We start from the raw sequence: 20,568 nt of genomic DNA, 5'->3' as shown, positions 1-20,568 counted from the left end.
TCGTGGGGACGGTTCTACTGAATCGTAATGTAAAGAACCTCCCGGAAATCTCAACAATTTCCGGGAGGTCCTTCAACGTTACATAGCTTTTACCTTGTTTTTAAAATACGGTCATTATTCATTTCCAGTGCTCTCATCAGCCTCACTTTGTGGAATGCCAAAGTTCTGAAAGACATTATGATTGGACAGAGGATATACTTCTTTTTTTGCCAAATGGTTGATAATAACTTTATTTCGGTGAACTGCTAGCCCTAAGTTCGTTGATCCTACTCCGTGAGACTTGGAGATGGCACTATGAACATAAATTTCGTTCGGAATGTCCTCTTTTTTGTATAATCGATAATCAGGTCGAACCTTATATTGATCGTTTTCATCCCACTTAATGATATCGTCCAAGTGATGAATAAAATCCGGTACAAAAGGCCGGTAACCCGTACCAACAATCACCACATCACTTTCATGGGTAAAGGGCTTCTCTTGCTGCCATTGTTCGCATTTCAATTCGTACCCTTCTCCCCCAGCCTTCTTCACAATATCATGCACTTCCGTTAACACCTGGAGCCCAACGTTTAACGGCTGCGCTCCAACGGAATACTCATACAAGAGATTATATATATCCGTTATCGTGTGGGCACTAATCCCTTTATACAGCAAATCCTGACTAGAAAAAATCTGTTCCTTCTCTTCTTCTGGCAAGCTGTAAAAATAATTTACATAGTCCGGTGAAAAGTGCTCTAAGTTTAACTTTGTATCCTCCATCGATAAAAAACCAGATGAACGGGTGAGCCAATCTAGTCGGTACCCGAAATCAGGCTGTTCCTTCAAAAGCTCTCGAAATACCTCTGCTGCGCTTTGTCCCGACCCAACGACTGTGATCGATTTGGCTGATCTGCATCGTTCTTGATGATCGAGAAATTCTGCTGTATGAAAGACATCTTCATTAGGTAACCCTTGAAAGCTCATTGGCATGGCTGGGTGACTTCCAGAGCCGATGACTAAATTTTTTCCACGGTATTTCTCTTTTTTTCCCGAAGCTACTTCAAGTACTTCCACTTCAAAATAAGGGTCCTTCTCTCTTACATGCTTCACATCGACCACACGCTTCCCAAACTGACAGGACGGCAATTTATTGACGGCCCATTGGCAATAGTCATTATATTCTCGACGAGGAATTTCTAATCGCTGTAAAAAATAAAAGTGGTACATGCGATTGTGTTCCGTTATGTAGTTCAAAAAGCTATATGGATTCGTTGGATCAGCCATTGTCACTAGGTCAGCTAAAAAGGGTACCTGCATTTTTGTCCCCTCAATTAACATCCCTGGATGCCAATCAAACTTCTCCCGCTGCTCAAAGAATATGCCCTCCACTTCAGGAACACCGTCCAAAAGGGCAGCCAAGCTTAAATTAAAGGGCCCCACGCCAATTCCAATTAGATCATACATCTTTTGATCATTTACCATACAACTCACTCCCATTCCATCATTATCCTCTCCCCATTCCTCGAGACGTATTCGTGGGAGATTCGGCGGGACGGTTCTTTTGAGTCGCAATGGATCGGACTCTGCGGGACGGTTCTCTTGAGTCATGTTGGATTGGGTGGTTCGGGGGTTTTCATTTCATTCCAATTGGATGAAAAATAATTTTCATTCATTCCACATGGTGCAAATTTTAACTAGCATGGGCGGTCTACTCTCGAAAATACGAAAGTCTCGCATATAGTGTGAAAGTGGATTTGCGGGAAGAATGAAGTCGTCATTGTTACCGCAATTGGTGGTAATACTGAAATGCGGTAAGGTAGTATACATTAGATATAAAATTTTCATTCCCCATGGTAGAAGTTTGCTTGCATGCAGAGTCTATCAAGAAAATAGAAACGGTTCAGTAGTGAAGGGCGACGACTTTAACGGGAAAAGCAATAGACGAAGACCTGATCCTTCAAGAAGCGTTCTAAAGGACAATAAAGCAGGGAAATAAGCAAATGCTGCACTTAGAAACGCCTTAACTACCGGAAAGCAGAAAAATCATGAAATGCGGTAGCTAATAAGCTTTCCGCTAATCCTTTGCTCCCTTTGCAGGAACGGTGGATCCTTCCTCTGTTCCTGCAAATCTCTTTTTCACTCTTTGCAGGAACGGTGGATCCTTCCTCTGTTCCTGCAAATCTCTTTTTCACTCTTTGCAGGAACGGTGGATCCTTCCTCTGTTCCTGCAAACCTCTTTTTCACTCTTTGCAGGAACGGTGGATCCTTCCTCTATACCTGCAAACCTTTTTTTCACTCTTTGCAGGAACGGTGGATCCTTCCTCTGTTCCTGCAAACCTCTTTTTCACTCTTTGCAAGAACGGTGGATCCTTCCTCTGTTCCTGTAAGCAGCGTTTAGGCAATTTGCAGGAGGACTAGCCGGGACGGTTCGTGTGAGTCATAAATAAAGTCAAACCCCTCCCGGAAATCTCAACAATTTCCGGGAGGGGTCTGCCTGCTATGTTTCAACACAGGTGGGTATATGGATGGACGCATCACAAGAACCGTCCCCGTGAATCTGCTAGTTTCTTTATACAGTCTTCAAAGGATCCAAAAATGATAGTGGTGGGTACAGATAACATTAAATTAACTGGGTTATCTAGATTTTCGATTTTTATTCCGTCTTTATCAATGAATATTCCATCCTCTAATTCTTTTACTTCACTATAATAGTTTGAAACCTTTACTGGTAAAGAGGACGAATCATCCATATAACCATAAATTTTTTTCTTTAATGCATACGCATAACCAATTTCAAAACTTGTTCCAGAGTCTGGTTCTGCTCCACGAAACACATTCAAATTTGCAACAACAATATCTGCTTCATTAATTAATTCGATATTTTTTTGAAAAATTTGTTTTGCAATCTCACTTTTAGGAAGCTTTCTATTAATCGAAATGGAATTATCCATAGGAAACATACCAATAAAGCCATTTGCTCTACATATTTTCTTCATTTCGTCTCCGAGTTCTTTTGCATTCGGATAAAAAACATCAAAGCCTGCCAAATATACTTTTTGATCCATTGCTCCTACTCCTCTTCTATCTTCCCGGAAAGCAGTGTTTATGCTACTTGTGGTAGAATAGAGAGCCTCTATCTTCCCGGAAAGCTGCGTTTTTGCTATTTGCGGTAGAATAGGACCCTTCTAGACGACCGCGAAGCAGCAAGACCATAAGATGTGGTAGCATTGAATGAAAATTTTCATACCCCATGCTGCAATCTCCACTTGCATCGAGGTCTACCATTTAGCACCTTCTCCGTCCAAAATCCCCTCATGTTTTCACACGAACAAATCCACGATTTTACCTTCATTTACGTTCACTAGTCCTAAATCTGTAATCTTTAATTCTGGACTAACAGGAAGCGCTATTGTACTCAATGACATAATTGGATTGTAATGCTTGTAACCTAAGTCATGCATACTTTCCCTTAACCGTTTAACTTCTTTTGCTACTTCCTCCAACGGTTCATCAGATAATATACCACCAATTGGTAATTTCAGTGACGAAAGGATTTTTCCGTCTACTACACTACAATATCCTCCTTGATTATGAATAACCTCATTTGCAGCGATAGCCATATCCTCTTCATTTTTTCCTATGACTAATAAGTTATGATGATCGTGTGCATAGGTTGTTGCTATCGCACCTCTCTTTATTGTATCGCCACCTACTAGCCCTACTGATCTATTTCCATTCTTTCCATACCTTTCAAATATTCCAATAAAGCAATAGGCAGATTCCTCATAGTTTACGAGATTAGATTCGCATGACAATTCATCGATTTTTTCTTTTGTAAATGTGGTTCCATCTGATACCATCATAGCCCTAACTTGAACAGTACCATTTTCGTTTGGAGCATGAATCTGGAAATCTGATTTACTTAATTCAGAGATTTTGACACTACTATAAAACTCATTCGGGAATTTAAATGGCTTTTGTTGAAAAGTATGTCCCACTTGAGAATCGTAAACCTTTACTCCATATTTATAAACTTCCTCTATCGTAAATTCTTGTAAATCACTAACCAATAGAAAGTCTGCTATTTTATTCGGTGCTATACTTCCTCTATCATGTAATTGCATGTGTCTATTCGGTGTAAAGGTTGCTGCATAAATAGCATCTTCTGGTTTCATTCCCATTCCTATTGCTTTTTTTACGATATGGTTCAAATGACCATGTTTGACAAATGAATCCGGCATGACGTCATCCGTAATAAAACAAAAATGTTCCTTCACATTATTCGTTATAAGATATTCCATAATTTCTGGTGTCATTGATTTTTCTTGAATTTCAATAAACATCCCTTGCTTCATTCTCTCTTCCATTCCAGCAATGGTCTGTTGTGTATGATCAGATCCAATACCAGCGTTCATAAATTTACATAAATCTAAACCCACTAACCTTGGGAAATGACCTTCAATAACTAGTTTTGGATACTTTTCTCTTATTTTTTTTAATAATTGATTGGTTACTCCATCTGGTTCAGAAATAACAGATTTAAAATCCATTACCTCCCCTAAACATGCGATATCTTCTGAGTTTTCCTTCATTAATAAATCAATATCTTCATAATCAATGCTCCCACCTGAAGTTTCCAATTGGGTAGACGGAACGGAGCTCGGTATCCCTGTAAAAATATCAACAATACACTCTTTACTAGCTTTCACCATTTCCTGAACCCCTTTTAATCCAAAGACGTTCGCTAGTTCATGGGGTTCTGCTACAATTGTCGTAACACCGTTTTGTAATACAGCTGATGAAAATGTGGCAGGTGTAATCATAGAGCTTTCAATATGCAAATGAATGTCTGTTAATCCAGGAATCATGAATTGGTTCTCACCATCAACAACCTCTGCCGCTTCTAAAGAAAGGGCATCATCTTCCCCAATATAAACGAATTTCCCTTCATTTATGGCAGCATTTCCAGGAATGAATGTTTTGAAATAGCTGTTATAAATTTGAACATTCCTTATAAAACTATCAATATGCATATGATCACCCCTTTTCTACTAATACAAGTTTATCTTCTGGTAAGCTTAAAATGACATTTTCCCCAGCATCATAAGGAGGCTCTCTATCACTATTAACCGTTATTTCACCTAATTCTGTATTCACTACGTATTGGTGAAGACCACCTAAAAATGTACTAATTTTTATGCTCCCTTTGATACTATTTTCACTCTGTTTTTCATTTTCTATATAGGATTTCATTTTAATGCTTTCCGGCCTAATTACTCCTTTATAGCTTTTATTTACTTTCACATCATTTGTTTTTAAAGCTCTAAATTTCGAATGATTACTATTAAGTAATAGCTTTCCATTTTCCGATGATTCTACTTCGAAATCAATAAAGTTAGTAAAGCCAATAAAACGGGCGACAAATTCTGTTTTCGGATACTTATAGATTACGGAAGGGCTATCTAACTGCTCAATAACACCCTTGTTCATAATCGCAACCTCATCGGATATGGAAAAGCACTCCTCCTGATCGTGTGATACATAGATGGATGTAATTCCTAATTCTTGTTGAATTCGTCTAATTTCTACACGCATGGCAATTCTCAAATTAGCATCCAAATTACTTAATGGTTCATCAAACAGTAATAAATCCGGATTGATTACAAGTGCTCTCGCAATGGCAACCCGCTGCCTCTGTCCCCCTGATAATTCTGTGACAAATCTGTCTTCAAACCCATTAAGGTCAACTAACTCCAACATTTCTGGAACACGTTTTCTGATTTCACTTTTGGGGACTTTTCTTTGTTTCAAACCAAAAGCGACGTTCTCAAAAACATTGAGGTGAGGAAATAGAGCATAATTTTGAAATACAAATCCAAAATTTCGTCTATAAACCGGAATGTTCGTATAATTTTTATCTTTAAAAGTGAATTTCCCTGCTTTCGCTTCTAAAAATCCTGCAATTAAACGTAACGTTGTGGTTTTTCCACATCCACTTGGACCTAATAAAGAAATTAATTTCCCTTTTTCTACATTCAAATTAAATTTTTCTAAAATATTAATTTTATTATCATACGCAACTGTTACATCCTCTAAAGAAATAAGTGACATAATGTAATGCCCTCCAGTTAATTAATTTATCTTGATTTCGTAAAAAATGTTAGTCCTAATGTCCGTTCAATGACAAACATAAATATAACGGTAAATACCATTAATAAAACGGACATTGCCGCTATTGTCGGATCGAAATTATACTCCACATAATTCAACATTTGAATAGGTAATGTACTTATCCCTGGTCCACTTAAGAAAAGGGAAACATCTACAGTATTAAATGACTCTAAGAATGAAAGAAGAACACCTGCAATAATACCGGAGTGTATATTTGGCAAAACGATAATAAAAAAAGTCTTGAAACGATTAGCTCCTAGACTCATCGCAGCTTCTTCTATGGAAAAATCAAGATTAGCTAAACTAGATGAAATTACTCTAACAATGTAAGGTATCATCAAAATGATGTGACCTATTAGTAAACCAGTAAACATTGGAATATTATAAGAAATAATTAAAAATTTTAATAAAGTAAAACCTAATACAATACCTGGAATCAAAATCGGTGAAATGAAAATGGCATTTAATGTGTTTTTAAACCTAAAATTATATCGGCTTAATGCATATGCTGCTGGTAAGCCTAATAAAAGGGCTATAAAATTCCCTAATAGTGCGATCGTGATACTAATTTTAAATGTTGTCATAAACATACTGACTTCAAATATATTGCTGTACCACTTTAAAGAGAAACCATTAGGTGGAAAGGCTAAATATCTATCAGGACCAAATGAAACGACAATAATGATCAACAAGGGTCCTAATAAGAAAAAATATACAAGGAATGTCATCAATGTTAACAAATAATTTCTTTCATTTTTCACAAATATTTACCCCTTTGGATTGAGTTTTTGTGCTATTTTATTCATTATTCCTATTATGATAAAGGTGGCTACAATCATAATTGTTGCAATAATAGAAGCAGTATACCAATTATTTAACGTGAGAGATTGTTGATATAACAACGTGGACATCACTCGCCTCGACCCACCTAATAACTGTGGCGTTGTATAGGCAGTTAAACTTCCTACAAAAACTAGTACACTACCAACAACTAAACCAGGAACACTTAATGGAAATACGATTTTTATAAATGACGTAAATCTAGATGCACCTAAACTTTGTGCCGCTTTCACTAAGTCATAATCTATATTTTCCATTACTCCTATTAGGGCAATAATCATTAACGGTAAAAATAAGTGTACCAACCCAATCACAATAGCTAATTCGGTATATAAAAACTGAATAGGTTCATTAATAATACCTATTTTTTTTAGCAAGGTATTAAAGATACCTTCTCTTCCTAAAATAGCCATCCAACTAAAGGATCTTACTACTGGACTAATCAACAAAGGAAATACAGCGGCTGCAATAAAAATAAACTTTAATTTTACATTTAATTTTGAAACATAATACGCTACTGGAAAACCTAATATTATACAAATAGTGGTTGTTAATAAGCTAATTCTTAATGTTCGAAATAAAATATTTAAAAAATAATGATCTGTTAAAAATGATCTATACCCTTCCAGCGTAATTCTTCCGTCTAAATAAAAACTTGAAAGAGTAGTGACTAAAATTGGTATAACCATAAAGATTAATAGAAATAGAAAACAAGGTAAGAGAAGTAGATAAAAATATTTTTTATTCAATGAAAATCCTCCTATTTCCCTTAAATTTCTGCAAATCCTTTAGAAAAGGGAGAGAATTCTGTGCACCTTCACGAGAAACGCTTATAGCTGAGGCTTTTATAGCAAATTCAATCGCTTCTATTATTCCTTTTCCTCTACTAATTTCACTAGCAAAAGCTCCAGTAAATGCATCTCCTGCACCTGTTGTATCCCGTGCACGAATTTTATAAGCATTGTATTTAAAGGATTGTCCATTATAAACATACATGACGCCATCTTCACCTAAGGTTAAAATAATGTGTTGATCTTTGATTTCTTTTAATTTTTCTTCTAACGTATCAACCGTACTGTCTGGAAGCTTTAAAAAGCATTGTGCCTCAATTTTATTTAGAATTAAGTAATCGATCTTTTTATATATACTACTTTTCAATTCATGATAAGGAGCAAGATTTACAATAACCTTCTTCCCCATTTTTTTGCATATATCAATGGAATGGTAAATGGTAGATGTAGGTACTTCTAGCTGAAAAACGATGACATCCGATTGGTCAAATAATGAAATATGCTTGTCAATATGTACTGAATCTAGTTTTTCATTAGCTCCACTAACGATAACAATGGAATTATTTCCTCTATCATCAACGGTAATTAATGCGATTCCTGTAGAAGATAAACGCGTCTTTGTTATTCCTTCTATATTAATCGTTTCTTTGCGGAGAGCTGTTTGAAGTTCCTCTCCATAATCATCTTCTCCAACGCAACCAATCATGGAGACACTTGATCCTAACCTTGCTGCTGCAATCGCTTGGTTTGCCCCTTTGCCTCCCGGTAGCTGTTTAAATGTTTTCCCTACACGGGTTTCCCCGATTTGAGGTGTTTTATCTACACGAACAGTCAAATCCATATTAAGACTTCCTACCACTAATACATTTCCGTTCCCCATAAACTTCCCCTACTTTTTAATTTTGATTTAATGTATCTATAAACATATCCATAAACCTTTCATGATCAACCTTTACACTAACATGAATATTGGGCTCTTTATTTAATCTGTTTTGAAAATCACATACCGTTTGTCCATCACAGATTTCACTTTTCGTCTCTATATCAATGTAATATTTTTCTGTTTCTATTAATCCATGATCGATTGCAACGGCTACAGCCAAAGGATCGTGTAATGCACACGCTTTTACCCCATTCCTTTTATAGTATCTGTCTATATAATGGGACGTGCTCGTCTGAACAAATTCATGTATGTCTTTATCTTCTATTTGATTTATATGTTTTTCTCGTAATAATGCTTGCCTTGTAACATCAAGCGTTACTAGCGTTATTGGCAACCCTGAATGAAAAACAGCTTTAGCTGCCTCTGGATCAACGTACATATTATATTCTGCAACAGGAGTTATATTTCCATATTGTTTAACAACTCCCCCCATAACAATAACCTCATCAACATATTGGATAATTTCTGGTTCTTTCTTCATTGCCAAGGCTAAGTTTGTAAGAGGTGCAGTCATAACTAAGGAAACATGATGTTTGTTATTTAATATTGTTTTAATAATGAAATCAGGAGCATATTCTCGATGAGTATCCTCCTTTACCTGTATATTTGTTAATGCTCCCCCTAACCCATCGATTCCATGGACATTATGTTCGTAAATACTCTCTCTAGCTAACGGCTTTGAAGCCCCTCTATGAACACTAATCTCTTTATCCTTCTTTAATAGACTTAGTACTTTTTTCGTATTTATCGTCGCTTTATCTAAAGAAACATTCCCACTTGTGGTGGTAATACCTAAAACATTCAATTTTTTGCTTTTTATAGCAAGAATAATACCTAAGGCATCATCAATTCCTGTATCCACATCTAGAATAACGTTTTTCATACCGTTCTCCTTTTTCATTTTTAACCCTACAAGCTGACTGTCATTCCGGCGTTTATATTTTTCCTAAACTGAATGAATTTCATAAATCATAGCTTTTGTTGAAACGGCTAAATCATCGTCTCCTGACTCCTAGACATCGTTTGGAAAAATTTATACATTCTGGTGTACCTTTTAAGATAAAGGCAAGTGGCCAAAATTTATCTTTATCTTTAAATAAAGGAGCAGTGCCATCAATACGTATTGATGACACTGTATCCTTTTATTTATTCTACAATTTCACGATTCCATCTATCAGTCCAAGCTTCTAACTCATTATTAACTAGCTCCCAATCTAACACGATTAAGCTCTCAATCACGTCTGAGTCATACAACAACCCTTCTGCTTGTTCTTCTGTTAATTCAACAAGTGTGTTACCTGGTGAATTCAAACCATCTATCGCATTCTGTGTTTGTAGTTCTTCACTTAAAGCCCAGTTAATAAATTTCTCAGCTAGTTCTTTATTTTCTGTCCCTTTTACTATATTAATAGTATTCATATAAGCGTAGGCACCTTCATCAGGTATGATTAATTCTGCAGTAGGGACCGCATCAACTATACCGTCGAAAGCAAAGTCCATTGTTGGTCCAATTATTATTTCACCTTGACTAAACATATTTACTAAGTCAGCTGAACCACCATAAAATCTTAAAACATTAGGACTTAATTCTTGTAATTTTTCAAAAGCTAAATCGGCATCAAATGGATCTGCTCCAGCTTGTTTTGCTGCAAAATCCACTACCATCGGTCCAGAAGTAGTTGTAATTTCAGGCATAGCCAGTCTGTTACTAAATTCATCTCTCCATAAATCACCCCAAGATGTTACAGGAGTTTCCGCTGCTGCAGTATCATATGCTAAACCAAACATACCAACTGTATATGCTGGGCCATACTCTTCTCCCAATGGTGCTTGTAGAATTTCGTACATATCTTCAATATTCGGAACATTCGATCTATCAATTGTTTCAAATAAACCTTCTTCTATGGCTTGCATAGCAAAGTAGTCTGATAAATAAATAATATCGATTTGTGAACTGTCTAACCTCACTCTGTTTAAGCGGTCAGAGTTGTTTCCAGTATCAAGAATGATTTCAACGTTATGTTCTTCTTCAAACGGTTCAATGATATTTTTTCGTTCAAGATCTTCATTATATCCCCATGTGGAAATAACTAGTTGTGTTGGTTCATCTGAAGATGATGAATTACTACCACATGCAGCTGCGATAAAAAGAAAACTAATGACAATTATAAATAATAAGTATTTCTTCACTATAAAAACCCCTTTTTTATTTTGATTTGATAATACTAACCTTTTTTTAAGCTTAAGCCTCCTTTTCAAGTTTTTTTGTTGATTCTCTTGGTAGTAGTTCAACCTCATAAGCGTAAGATGTTAGTACAATGTCTTCATTATTAATTTGCTTCATCAAATAATGCAGTGCCATTTTGCTCATTTCATATATAGGTTGTTTTATTGTTGATAGCTCTGGCATAAACGTTTTTGAAAGATCAATATCATCAAATCCAATTACTTTTATATTTTTTGGCACGTATAAATTGGAATCATACAACGCTTTGATAGCACCAATCCCCATCAAATCATTTCCAGCAAATACGCCATCAATGTCCGGATACTTAGCATACAACTCCAATAATGCGCGGTAGCCTCCATCTATACTAAACCCTCCCGGAACGATAAGTCCTGGAGTATATATGTTATTTTTATTTGTTACTTCTTCGTATCCTATTGCTCTTTCTCTTGCTGCATACACATCTAATGGGCCTGAAATATGACCTATTTTTTTACATCCTTGATCTATTAAATGTTGAACTGCCATCGATGCACCTTCACGGTTTTTGCACATAAGCGTTAGAACGTTATGTCCTGGAAATTCTCTATCCAAAACTACGACAGGAATGCCTTCCTCTTGTAGTTTTTTTATTTGTTCAGCCTGTATTGTATAGGAGGCAATCATAATTCCATCGATTCTTTTTTCTTTGAGAATCTTAATGTACTCTGCTTCTTTCTCAGCATTATTATCCGAGTTACACAGGATAACGGAATAGCCTTGTTTAATAGCCTCCGATTCTATGGCGTGAGATATTTCTGGAAAAAACGGATTTAATATATCCGACACTAGTAAAGCGATTGTAGATGTCTTCATTCCAGCTAAACTTCTAGCGATTGAACTCGGTTTATAATTCAAAGCTTTTATTGCATTTAACACGCTATTTTTTGTTGTTTCGTTTACATATCCATTTTTATTTATTACTCTCGAAACCGTTGCAACGGATACTCCAGCCAATTTACTAACATCTCTAATAGTTGCCATCTCGCACCTTCACTTCTAATAGATTATAATCAATTAGGTTTTATGAAAGCCGTTACATAGACTTTTCATAAACCCTTTATTATCTTGCTTTTATTAATATGTAACCGGTTAGATATAAACTAACAAAACAAACATTAGTTGTCAATATAGTTAGAATGTTTTCACTGTTATATAATCTGACAAAATAAAATAAAATTGTGAGGTGAGGGGCGTGGTGGTTCTGGGTGGTTCGGCGGGACGGTTCTTTTGATTCGAATTTGCTGTGACTCGGCGGGACGGTTCTTTTGAGTCATAAAGTCAAACCCCTCCCGGAAATCTCAACAATTTCCGGGAGGGGCTAGCTATCTTCTAGACAGGTGGGTATTTCGATGGACGCATCACAAGAACCGTCCCCATGACCCACGAGTCACTGTGGTGGTTGCTCTAGCCAATTGTTTTCTATCATGAGTGCGGATCCTTTAAGGGCTAGCTTTGATGTGTCTTTTATTGCATTCATATACGTAGAGACTAAATCGCTTCTCATACTGGCTGCCAGTGAGGTAGCGTATTCCGATATGGCTGCAGCTGTAAGAAGTGTCATTTGAAACATCATGAGTTTGTCTGAAAATGGCGCTTCTGTAGACCTGTATACGATTGGTTCCGAAGCCATGGGTATTGGAAGGTCATGTTCCGATAATAATTTTGACATGGCTTTTAGCCTTTTTTCTGTCATTTCCTCTCCCTGCTCCATGAATTCTCTTACTTCTTTAATATCAGCAGTTTGCTTGAAGCCTTTCGTTATTAGTTTTCCAACCATATTTGCTTCAATATTTCCAAAAACATGAGAAATTTCTATGGCATTTAAATCCCTATTCTCTTTTAACAACATCTGTCTGTCTAAGTACTCTTTATCCTCCACAAAATCAACCTCTTCTGGCGGTTCGATGAATGGAGGTTTCATGTAGATGCCTTTTTCTAGCATGAGGTCAGTAACCTCATCATAGCTAGCTACTCCTTCATCTAATCCTTTTTTAAAATAGTTTCTGAGCTCCTTTTCTTTACAGGCAGTATTCATAAAACCGAATACTGCAATTTTAGCTCGCAACATATTTTTTACATACATCAAAAAGAAGGAGTCTGAAAACAAACGTGGTGCATGTATGTTCACGTCTTCATCTGTAAAACCAGTTGGTACAGGAACATTTTCCTTTTCTAATAGGGACTTGCATTCATTAACCAGTTCCATTGAAGTAGCGTTCGTCCGTTGAAGAAAATCCTTCGTATCAGGATCCTCTGTCTGTTCAATAAAATATTTTAGCATACAAATATTGTGAGTTTGGCTCATGTACCCATTCCACAAAGATGCCATTTCCGATGCGTTTATTCTTACATTTTGTGATGCACTCATTTCGCGCCCCCCAAAAACATTGTTGTACATAATTTTTCCAAAATAACGTTTTCTATACGTTTTAATTCCATTCGCGGGGGTTGTTGGGGCCGATGGATTTTGTTGTGTGCTGTTGGATTCGGCGGGATTCGGCGGGACGGTTCTCATGAGTCGCAGCATAAAATACCATGGGTTCTGAGAGTATTCAGGTACGGTGAGCCCATTCACCAGGTGCCTGTGGCACCTGGTGAATGGGTAGCAGAAAAAGCACAGAATTGTTGGATTTTCTGTGCGGTGTAGTGGCATTAGACTCATTAGAACCGTCCCCATGACCTGCTCGTGACCCACGCGTGCATTATTTAGAACTGGCTTTGTTCGAAATAACGCTAGAAAAAATAGGTAATTTCGGCTATTCTTGAAGTAGATAAAATAGGATAAAGGGGATAAGAAAAAGGTGACAACAATTAATTTTCCATTTATTTGTGACTACAAAAATGAAGATCGTTATCGTACTAGCTTTTTCGACCTTGCTATTGAAACGTTCGGTATCCATTTTTCACCATGGTTTGAACGGGGTTGCTGGAATGAACATTATATTTGTTACTCTTATTTGGATCCTGATGAAAAGAACGTGATCGCAAATGTGTCAGTGAATATAATGGATGTTTTGTTGGAAGGCGTAAAGCGAAAGGCCATTCAAATTGGAACAGTCATGACCCACCCTGCTTACCGGAACCGTGGCCTTGCTGCTAGCTTAATGAATAAGGTGATTGCAGATTACGAAAAAACGGTTGATTTTATTTTCCTATTTGCCAACAGCAGTGTTTTACATTTTTATCCAAAATTTGACTTCAAACAGGTGGAGGAGACATTTTTTTCGGTAAAAGTAGACGGGGAAGAAATGGTAAGGTCCAATTATGAAAAAAAAGTAGAGTTCTCAGATTCAATTGTTCCTAATCAATACATAAAAAGTGAAGCAAGCATGGCTCCTGTTAAAAATAATAGTGAACGATTTGGAACCACCCTCCATCGATTAAATATGGATAACGAAGAGGATATTCAATTTCTCCTTCGTTTCTGCGCCGAACGTCGTCCCCTTTCAACTTCCTTTTCTGTTCAAAACGGGGAGCATCTTATGGCTTTTTATTGTTTGTCAGTCCATAAAAATAAGGTATACGTCACTGAGAATAAAGATCTTATCTTAATTTTTCGCATGGATCCGCACGGCACGTGTCATTTATATGATGTGATTAGTAAAGAGAAGGTGCTGTTTGCCGATGTCGTTAGATTGATTTCTACTAAGGTGAGTCTATACGTTCGTGAAGTGGTCTTTCATTTCACGCCTGATTTTGCTGATATATACCCAGATCAACAGGTGCGCCCAGCTGAAGATGATATTCTCTTCTTCCGATCGACGACAACCACCCTCCCCCCTGCCTTCCGCGTACCAGCATTGGCCCGTTCGTAGGTTTTTGCCGTGTGTGAATTCATGGGCAATTCATGGGGACGGTTCTTTTGAGTCAAAGTGTAGAGCACTTGAATGGTTTACATCGTAATCCACCAGGGTACTCGTAACACCGCATCACGAGAACCGTCCCTACGAGTCAGAATATCCACCGCATTCAGCTGACAGAGAAAACTTGATTAATCAATAGTACATGATTTATTTAAGTGATGTTATGCGTTTCTGTAAAAGCAGAGACGCTATTTTACATTACATTTCACCATTAAATCATAGGGAATTAATGGTAACATTTTTTTAGATCCTGTTGAAATGCATAGAGGGATGCTTGCTTAAACCAAAACAAATAAGTATAACTCCTTTGCTCCTGCAAACAGTAACAATGTATGTTTCTGGGAAAATTGAAGACTCCTTTTTTACCTCATATTATACAATTACTCGGTTCCGGGAAGAAAGACGACTCCTATACTCCTGCAAACTATTAAATTGCTGGTTTCTGGGAAGATAGGCTTCTCCTATGTTACCGCAAACATGTATATTACTCTTTTCCGGGAAGATAGAAGCCTTCTATGTTACCGCAAACATGTAAATCACTCTTTTCTGGGAAGATAGACTCCGCATCATGAGAACCGTCCCCATGATTCTTATGATATAATTTAACTTGTTAATTAAACATCGATATGTATGGAAGGGATCAAGAATGATTATGAAACATTTACTACTTTTATTTTTTACAATAATTTTATTAATTGGTTGTGGCAATGAACAAAGTGATGAGCAAACAATTTATGTGGCATCGGCCTCTGACTTATATCATGCTTTAACAGAAATAGGAGATGAGTTTTCCGAGAATAGTGATATTAATATTGAGTTTACATATGGATCAACTGGCTTGTTAACGCAACAGATTCAGGAAGGAGCACCCTTTGATTTGTTTTTGGCGGCTCATGAATCGTACATTGATCGACTAATTGAAAGAGAAGCTGTATTTGAGGATTCAAAAGAATATTATGCCATTGGTAGGATTGTTACCATGTCTTCTAGCGAGGAAAATGTTCCATTGGATAAAGACTATTTATTAAGTCCTGAGGTCCAACATATTACGATTGCCAATCCAGAGCATGCACCTTATGGGAAAGCAGCAAAAGAGACGTTGGAATCGTGGGGAATTTGGGAAGAAATTCAGCCTAAGCTAGTGTTAGGAGAAAACATCAGACAGTCATATCAATATGTGGAGTCTGGGAATGCAGATGTGGGGATTATCGCACTTGCTCTAATGAACAGAACCGAATTTCACTATGAATTAATTGAGGAAGAAGCCCATGAACCAATCTTACAGGCGTTAGGGATACCTGTACAGACTGGGAAAAAAGATTTAGCAAAGAGCTTCATGCAATTTGTCCTAAGTGAAAGAGGACAGGAAATATTGCTAGAGTATGGATTTGATATTCCGTAATGGATACGATTGTTACTCCTTTATGGTTATCCCTAAAAGTTGCAACGATTGCAACGATTATCGCTTTTGTTATGGGAATTCTTCTTTCATGGTGGTTTGCTTTTAATAATAATAAATTAACGAGCTTTCTTTCTATAGTCGTTACTGTACCATTGATTATTCCTCCAACCGTATTAGGATATTATTTACTCCTCCTACTGGGAAGGAGCAGCACGTTAGGTCAAATGGTTGAAAGTATCACAGGACAACCCATTGTTTTTACATGGAAAGCTGCCGTTATTGCTGCAAGCATTGCCGCTTTGCCATTATTAATTAGGCCAATTCAAGCGTCATTCGAGACAATCAACAAAGAAACGATCCAAGCAGCAGAGCTGGACGGGGCTGGTAAGGTTCAATTGCTACGGCACATCATTATCCCCCTAGCATACAAAGGAATTTTAGCTGGACTGGTCCTTGGATTCGCACGAGCAATGGGAGAATTCGGTGCAACATTAATGGTTGCTGGAAACATTCCTGGTAGAACACAGACATTATCTATCGCCATTTACGATGCAGTACAGGCAGACAGAATGATGGATGCTCACGTCATGGTTATTATCTTAAGTCTCGTTACAATCCTATTTTTGTACCTTATTCATCGATGGTTTAAGTAGTTGGGGCATGGGGACGGTTCTTTTGATTCAAAGCATTAGGCCATTATAGAGGATTGTCTAGTGAATGTAACTTTATGAACCTGTGTTGTGGTACACCGCCGACTCATGAGAACCGTCCCTATGAGTCAAAGGAGTGAGTCTGATGGTAGATTGTTGTAGTAATGGTTTAGTGACAGCGAAGGAGATGGTGCGGGAGTGCCCGTCCTGTGAAGGAATTGGAAAAGCTGTTAAGATAATTACGGTGAAAGCAATGCTTAAACCACTTTCTTTAGAAAACTTGAATGGAAATGCTAATCATTCTTTTTGCTCAAATGAAAAATGTGATGTCGTTTACTTTGACACAAATAATAAAACATATGTGAAGTCAGACGTGAAAGTCCCTGTTTTTCAAAAGGAAAATTCAAGGACTGTCCCTGTTTGCTATTGCTTCAATTGGACAAAGGAAAAAATAATAGAATACACAGAGCTAGGACAAGGAACGAAGCCCCTTGAGCATATTAAGGAAAATACGAAAGCAAACCGTTGTGGTTGTGAAGTAAACAACCCTCAAGGAAGCTGCTGCTTAGGAAATGTTACACAATATATAAAAAGCCTTCCAAATTAACGCATTTGGGAGGCTTCTATTTTTATAAATGGCGCCGTCTATTTTTTAACAATAAAACCTGGGAAATGACTGCTAAAATGGGCAATTCCAATAGTGGTCCGATGACCAGCGCTAAGGCAATGAGTGGTTGATCAGGGAATGCGGTCATTGCGATTGCTAAGGCGATCGGCGAATTCCTCGCTAGTGTCGTTAAACTGAGGCTAGTTCGGTCAGCGTACGGAAATTTCATGACTTGTCCGATCTTTTGACCAACCATATAATTTATAACAAAAAATAAAAGGAGAGGTATCATCATTTGCCATATGATCTCTAAGTTGTTGATTACTATTTGCCCTTGAGAGGCAAACATCGCAACAATTGCAAGGCTTAGAAAAACAATTGGCAAGACACTTAATCTATTGATGAGATTCTCCCTTAACACCTGTTTACTTCTCAAGCTAAGTTTTGTCAGCAAGGCCAGCACGAATGGTATAAATAAAACGATTAGAATGCTTTCCAGAAGAAATCCAAGGTCGATAACTCCAGTAGTGCCCCCAAAGATGAGCAGATACACAGGAAGTAACATAATTTGTAATACTAGATTTAATGGTAAGATAGCGGTCGATAAAGCAACATTTCCTCTTGCTATGCCTGTAAAAATTAAGTACCAGTCTGTACAAGGAGTAACCATTAACATGATAAATCCTATATAAAGGGCTGGATTGTCTCCTAAAAAAATCATTGCAAGTAGCCACGCAAAAATAGGTGTCCAAACAAAATTGATGAGAACAGACGTATATGTAAATGTAGTGTTTCTAAACGCGTTTCTTATTTCCTCAATAGGAATTTGTAAGAATGTAATATAGAGCATGGCTACTAATAATGGGACGATAAGGCTTTCGGCATTTGTTCGAATAACCTCCACTTGCCCTATACTAATCCCAATAACCACTGCAAGAAAAATGACAAAGGAATACAATTTCTCCAATAAACTCAATTTGCAACCACTCCAAATAAAAATTCATGGGGACGGTTCTCCCGAGTCGGCCGCCGACTCGGGAGAACCGTCCCCATGAGCCGAATTAATACATACTTAGCTCTTGGATGAATTGGTGGAGGTTTGGGTGCTCGGCCAAATAGAATTCGTCGCCTCTGGAAATGAACACATCTTCCCCTTTATTGGCAATCCAAATTCTTTCTCCTCCCTTTATGCCGATGTGCTGTGAGGAGGATCCATTTGATTCTTCTGGTGGTATTTCAATGATGATCCCTTCGTTCATAATGGGGTGATTGGCTTCGGTTGATTGTCGGATATTCGTTGCAGTATTAAACCATGTAATAATATCGTTTCTCTCTTCATCTGTTGTAGGACGCCATGAATTTCCTCCGTTTTCAATTCCATGACCAAACACAAAGACGACCACATCATCTTCAATTTGCTGATGTGGAGATTGGGTCGAATGCCCTAAAAATAAGAGCAGTACTATAAATAAACAACTGACAGATACCAGTGTGATAACAACCTTCTTCAATATTCTCACCTCAATTTAATCATTGAAATTGAAGTTGACTCCCCTATGAAGCTATGTTTCTCTCTTTTTGTTTAACTACCCTAAAAGGTACTTTCTAATACCACTCCCTTAACGGGGGAGGTTTGTACTACGGCAATAAAAGGATCTAACAAAATCCGCACTAACTAATAAAAGGCCTATGTATATTTAGTTACTTTCGTACTGAAAAATGACTGTTATTTCCTCTAACATTAGTATACCTCTTTATATAAGACGTTCATAGGGGTTAAAAGGTTTCAATACATGGCAACTTTCTAGTGTATACCGTGAAGACGGTGCAGGAGTGAAATGCGGTGACTCCAGCGGGAAAGCAACAGGGGAAGCCCCGACACTTCGGCACGTAAGTGCGAAGTGTCGGGGCTGAGGCGTTGCCCGCGGTAAAGAAGACACTGTGAAGCATGAACAGATGTCGCACTTATGCCTGTGGTGAAAGCGTCCGTATGGAACGGATGAACACCCTTGATAGGAGATTTTCATACTACATGGTGCAATCACTTACATGGAGGTCCACCTCTGAATATGGACTTTGTAGTTTGCTCAAAGCATGCTCAAAAATTATTTTTTAAAAAATAGTTTGTGCATAAAACTATTTGTTTTTTCTCATACTATCTTCATAAGGAGTGTGGAAAAAATGTTGGAACGTTTTGTTATACGGTTTGCAATCGTTTTTGGAATCCTAGCAATACCAACCTTATTTCGTAAGCCTTCTTGGAAACTATGGGTCCCATATTTTTTACTAAATGGCGTTTTGAATCATTTGTTTGATGCCATTTTAGTTAAAACAGGGAAGTTGAAATATCCTGTGCGCTTTCTTCCAAGAAAATTTAAAATTAATTTTGTTTATGATTATATTATTTGCGCTTTTTTATCCGTCTGGTACGGGCAAGCTACGTATAATTCGCGACTTCCGGGAATCGTTGGCAAGCTATTGCTGTTCGGTCTCCCCCAGTCTACATATGAAATCTGGGGCGAAAGAAAGACAAAATTGCTTAAATTTCAGGGTAATTGGGATTGGGTTCACTCTGCATTCGCTGTGTTCATCGTAAAAATTTTAACTCGTAGCATTCTCGAAGTAATCAAACGGGTAGTCCTTCCAAAAATAGATGAGAATGTTGCTGGGGATGAACGTGGGTGATCTATGATCGAATTTCCTCGTTCTATGAGCAGGTTTCCGCCTCCTATGAGCAAGTTCCACGGTTCTATGAGCATTTCCGCTTTCTATGAGCAAGTTTCCGCTTTCTATGATCAAGTTTCAACGTACTATGATCCGGTTTCCACTTTCTATGAGCAGGTTTCCGCCTCCTATGAGCAAGTTCCACGGTTCTATGAGCAGGTTCCACGTTCCTTTATGCATGTTCGCCGATCCGATGAGTAAACTCCCCCCTGGTTCCAACTAGTTTCCCTACCTTAAACTTAGTTCGGTGAATGGCTGGTGTCCATTTTTCCCTGCATTATTTCTTGTCATGTTTTCCTCTCCCCTGCTTATGGATAGGTATAAAGGGC

20 protein-coding genes are annotated in these 20,568 nt (G+C 37.6%); 5 read left to right on the top strand and 15 right to left on the bottom strand.

Annotated elements, in window-relative coordinates; translation table 11 throughout:
* Nucleotides 1-114: 114 nt before the first annotated feature.
* The 13 genes from QA612_RS17650 to QA612_RS17590 form a co-directional block, all read right to left on the bottom strand.
* A complete protein-coding gene (locus QA612_RS17650) occupies nucleotides 115-1,461 on the bottom strand; it encodes a lysine N(6)-hydroxylase/L-ornithine N(5)-oxygenase family protein (protein WP_278285143.1) in 1,347 nt (448 codons plus the stop codon).
* 542 nt (nucleotides 1,462-2,003) lie between these two features.
* The gene (locus tag QA612_RS17645) at nucleotides 2,004-2,210 is read right to left on the bottom strand and encodes a hypothetical protein (RefSeq protein WP_278285142.1); all 207 of its coding nucleotides are present in this window, start codon (nucleotides 2,208-2,210) and stop codon (nucleotides 2,004-2,006) included.
* Nucleotides 2,168-2,314 (bottom strand): hypothetical protein, encoded by a 147-nt coding sequence (locus tag QA612_RS17640; protein WP_278285141.1) that lies wholly within the window; start codon nucleotides 2,312-2,314, stop codon nucleotides 2,168-2,170. The genes QA612_RS17645 and QA612_RS17640 overlap by 43 nt, the downstream gene beginning before the upstream one ends.
* A gap of 199 nt (nucleotides 2,315-2,513) precedes the next feature.
* Nucleotides 2,514-3,044 (bottom strand): nucleoside 2-deoxyribosyltransferase, encoded by a 531-nt coding sequence (locus QA612_RS17635; RefSeq protein WP_278285140.1) that lies wholly within the window; start codon nucleotides 3,042-3,044, stop codon nucleotides 2,514-2,516.
* Between the two features lie 255 nt (nucleotides 3,045-3,299).
* Nucleotides 3,300-5,012, bottom strand: coding sequence for an adenine deaminase (locus QA612_RS17630; RefSeq protein ID WP_278285139.1), 1,713 nt, complete (start codon nucleotides 5,010-5,012; stop codon nucleotides 3,300-3,302).
* Between the two features lie 4 nt (nucleotides 5,013-5,016).
* Nucleotides 5,017-6,090 (bottom strand): ABC transporter ATP-binding protein, encoded by a 1,074-nt coding sequence (locus tag QA612_RS17625; protein WP_278285138.1) that lies wholly within the window; start codon nucleotides 6,088-6,090, stop codon nucleotides 5,017-5,019.
* A gap of 26 nt (nucleotides 6,091-6,116) precedes the next feature.
* Nucleotides 6,117-6,878 carry an ABC transporter permease gene (locus tag QA612_RS17620; RefSeq protein ID WP_278285177.1) on the bottom strand — a complete coding sequence of 254 codons (762 nt, stop codon included), beginning with the start codon at nucleotides 6,876-6,878 and terminating at the stop codon, nucleotides 6,117-6,119.
* A gap of 39 nt (nucleotides 6,879-6,917) precedes the next feature.
* Nucleotides 6,918-7,739 (bottom strand): ABC transporter permease, encoded by an 822-nt coding sequence (locus QA612_RS17615; protein ID WP_278285137.1) that lies wholly within the window; start codon nucleotides 7,737-7,739, stop codon nucleotides 6,918-6,920.
* Entirely contained in the window at nucleotides 7,732-8,661 is a 930-nt protein-coding gene (gene rbsK, locus QA612_RS17610; protein WP_278285136.1) for a ribokinase, read from the bottom strand. The genes QA612_RS17615 and rbsK overlap by 8 nt, the downstream gene beginning before the upstream one ends.
* Nucleotides 8,662-8,677: 16 nt before the next feature.
* On the bottom strand, nucleotides 8,678-9,607 hold the full coding sequence (locus QA612_RS17605; protein WP_278285135.1) for a nucleoside hydrolase: 930 nt from the start codon (nucleotides 9,605-9,607) through the stop codon (nucleotides 8,678-8,680).
* Between the two features lie 263 nt (nucleotides 9,608-9,870).
* Nucleotides 9,871-10,914, bottom strand: coding sequence for an ABC transporter substrate-binding protein (locus QA612_RS17600; protein WP_278285134.1), 1,044 nt, complete (start codon nucleotides 10,912-10,914; stop codon nucleotides 9,871-9,873).
* 52 nt (nucleotides 10,915-10,966) lie between these two features.
* The gene (locus tag QA612_RS17595; protein ID WP_278285133.1) at nucleotides 10,967-11,974 is read right to left on the bottom strand and encodes a LacI family DNA-binding transcriptional regulator; all 1,008 of its coding nucleotides are present in this window, start codon (nucleotides 11,972-11,974) and stop codon (nucleotides 10,967-10,969) included.
* Nucleotides 11,975-12,380: 406 nt separating this feature from the next.
* Nucleotides 12,381-13,361 (bottom strand): DUF3231 family protein, encoded by a 981-nt coding sequence (locus tag QA612_RS17590; RefSeq protein WP_278285132.1) that lies wholly within the window; start codon nucleotides 13,359-13,361, stop codon nucleotides 12,381-12,383.
* Nucleotides 13,362-13,794: 433 nt separating this feature from the next.
* Between QA612_RS17590 and QA612_RS17585 the strand changes: the two genes are divergently transcribed.
* The 4 genes from QA612_RS17585 (at nucleotide 13,795) to QA612_RS17570 (ending at nucleotide 17,515) form a co-directional block, all read left to right on the top strand.
* Nucleotides 13,795-14,808, top strand: a complete 1,014-nt coding sequence (locus QA612_RS17585; protein WP_278285131.1) for a GNAT family N-acetyltransferase — start codon at nucleotides 13,795-13,797, stop codon at nucleotides 14,806-14,808.
* A gap of 694 nt (nucleotides 14,809-15,502) precedes the next feature.
* Nucleotides 15,503-16,258, top strand: a complete 756-nt coding sequence (gene modA, locus QA612_RS17580; RefSeq protein WP_278285130.1) for a molybdate ABC transporter substrate-binding protein — start codon at nucleotides 15,503-15,505, stop codon at nucleotides 16,256-16,258.
* Nucleotides 16,258-16,911, top strand: a complete 654-nt coding sequence (gene modB / locus QA612_RS17575) for a molybdate ABC transporter permease subunit (RefSeq protein WP_278285129.1) — start codon at nucleotides 16,258-16,260, stop codon at nucleotides 16,909-16,911. The genes modA and modB overlap by 1 nt, the downstream gene beginning before the upstream one ends.
* A gap of 142 nt (nucleotides 16,912-17,053) precedes the next feature.
* Nucleotides 17,054-17,515, top strand: coding sequence for a putative iron-sulfur cluster-binding metallochaperone (locus QA612_RS17570; RefSeq protein WP_278285128.1), 462 nt, complete (start codon nucleotides 17,054-17,056; stop codon nucleotides 17,513-17,515).
* Nucleotides 17,516-17,537: 22 nt separating this feature from the next.
* Here the strand turns inward: QA612_RS17570 and QA612_RS17565 are convergent, their stop codons facing one another.
* Both QA612_RS17565 and QA612_RS17560 read right to left on the bottom strand, forming a co-directional pair.
* A complete protein-coding gene (locus tag QA612_RS17565) occupies nucleotides 17,538-18,491 on the bottom strand; it encodes an arsenic resistance protein (protein WP_278285127.1) in 954 nt (317 codons plus the stop codon).
* An 85-nt stretch (nucleotides 18,492-18,576) separates the two neighbouring features.
* A complete protein-coding gene (locus QA612_RS17560) occupies nucleotides 18,577-19,026 on the bottom strand; it encodes a hypothetical protein (protein WP_278285126.1) in 450 nt (149 codons plus the stop codon).
* A 670-nt stretch (nucleotides 19,027-19,696) separates the two neighbouring features.
* Here QA612_RS17560 and QA612_RS17555 point away from each other — a divergent pair.
* Nucleotides 19,697-20,200, top strand: a complete 504-nt coding sequence (locus QA612_RS17555) for a CBO0543 family protein (RefSeq protein ID WP_278285125.1) — start codon at nucleotides 19,697-19,699, stop codon at nucleotides 20,198-20,200.
* The last annotated feature ends 368 nt before the right edge of the window (nucleotides 20,201-20,568 follow it).

This window comes from Evansella sp. AB-P1, from assembly GCF_029688925.1.
In the GTDB taxonomy this organism is placed as follows: domain Bacteria; phylum Bacillota; class Bacilli; order Bacillales; family Salisediminibacteriaceae; genus Evansella.
Note: the sequence above shows the minus strand (reverse complement) of the source record. Positions and strands in the feature narration are given on the sequence as shown.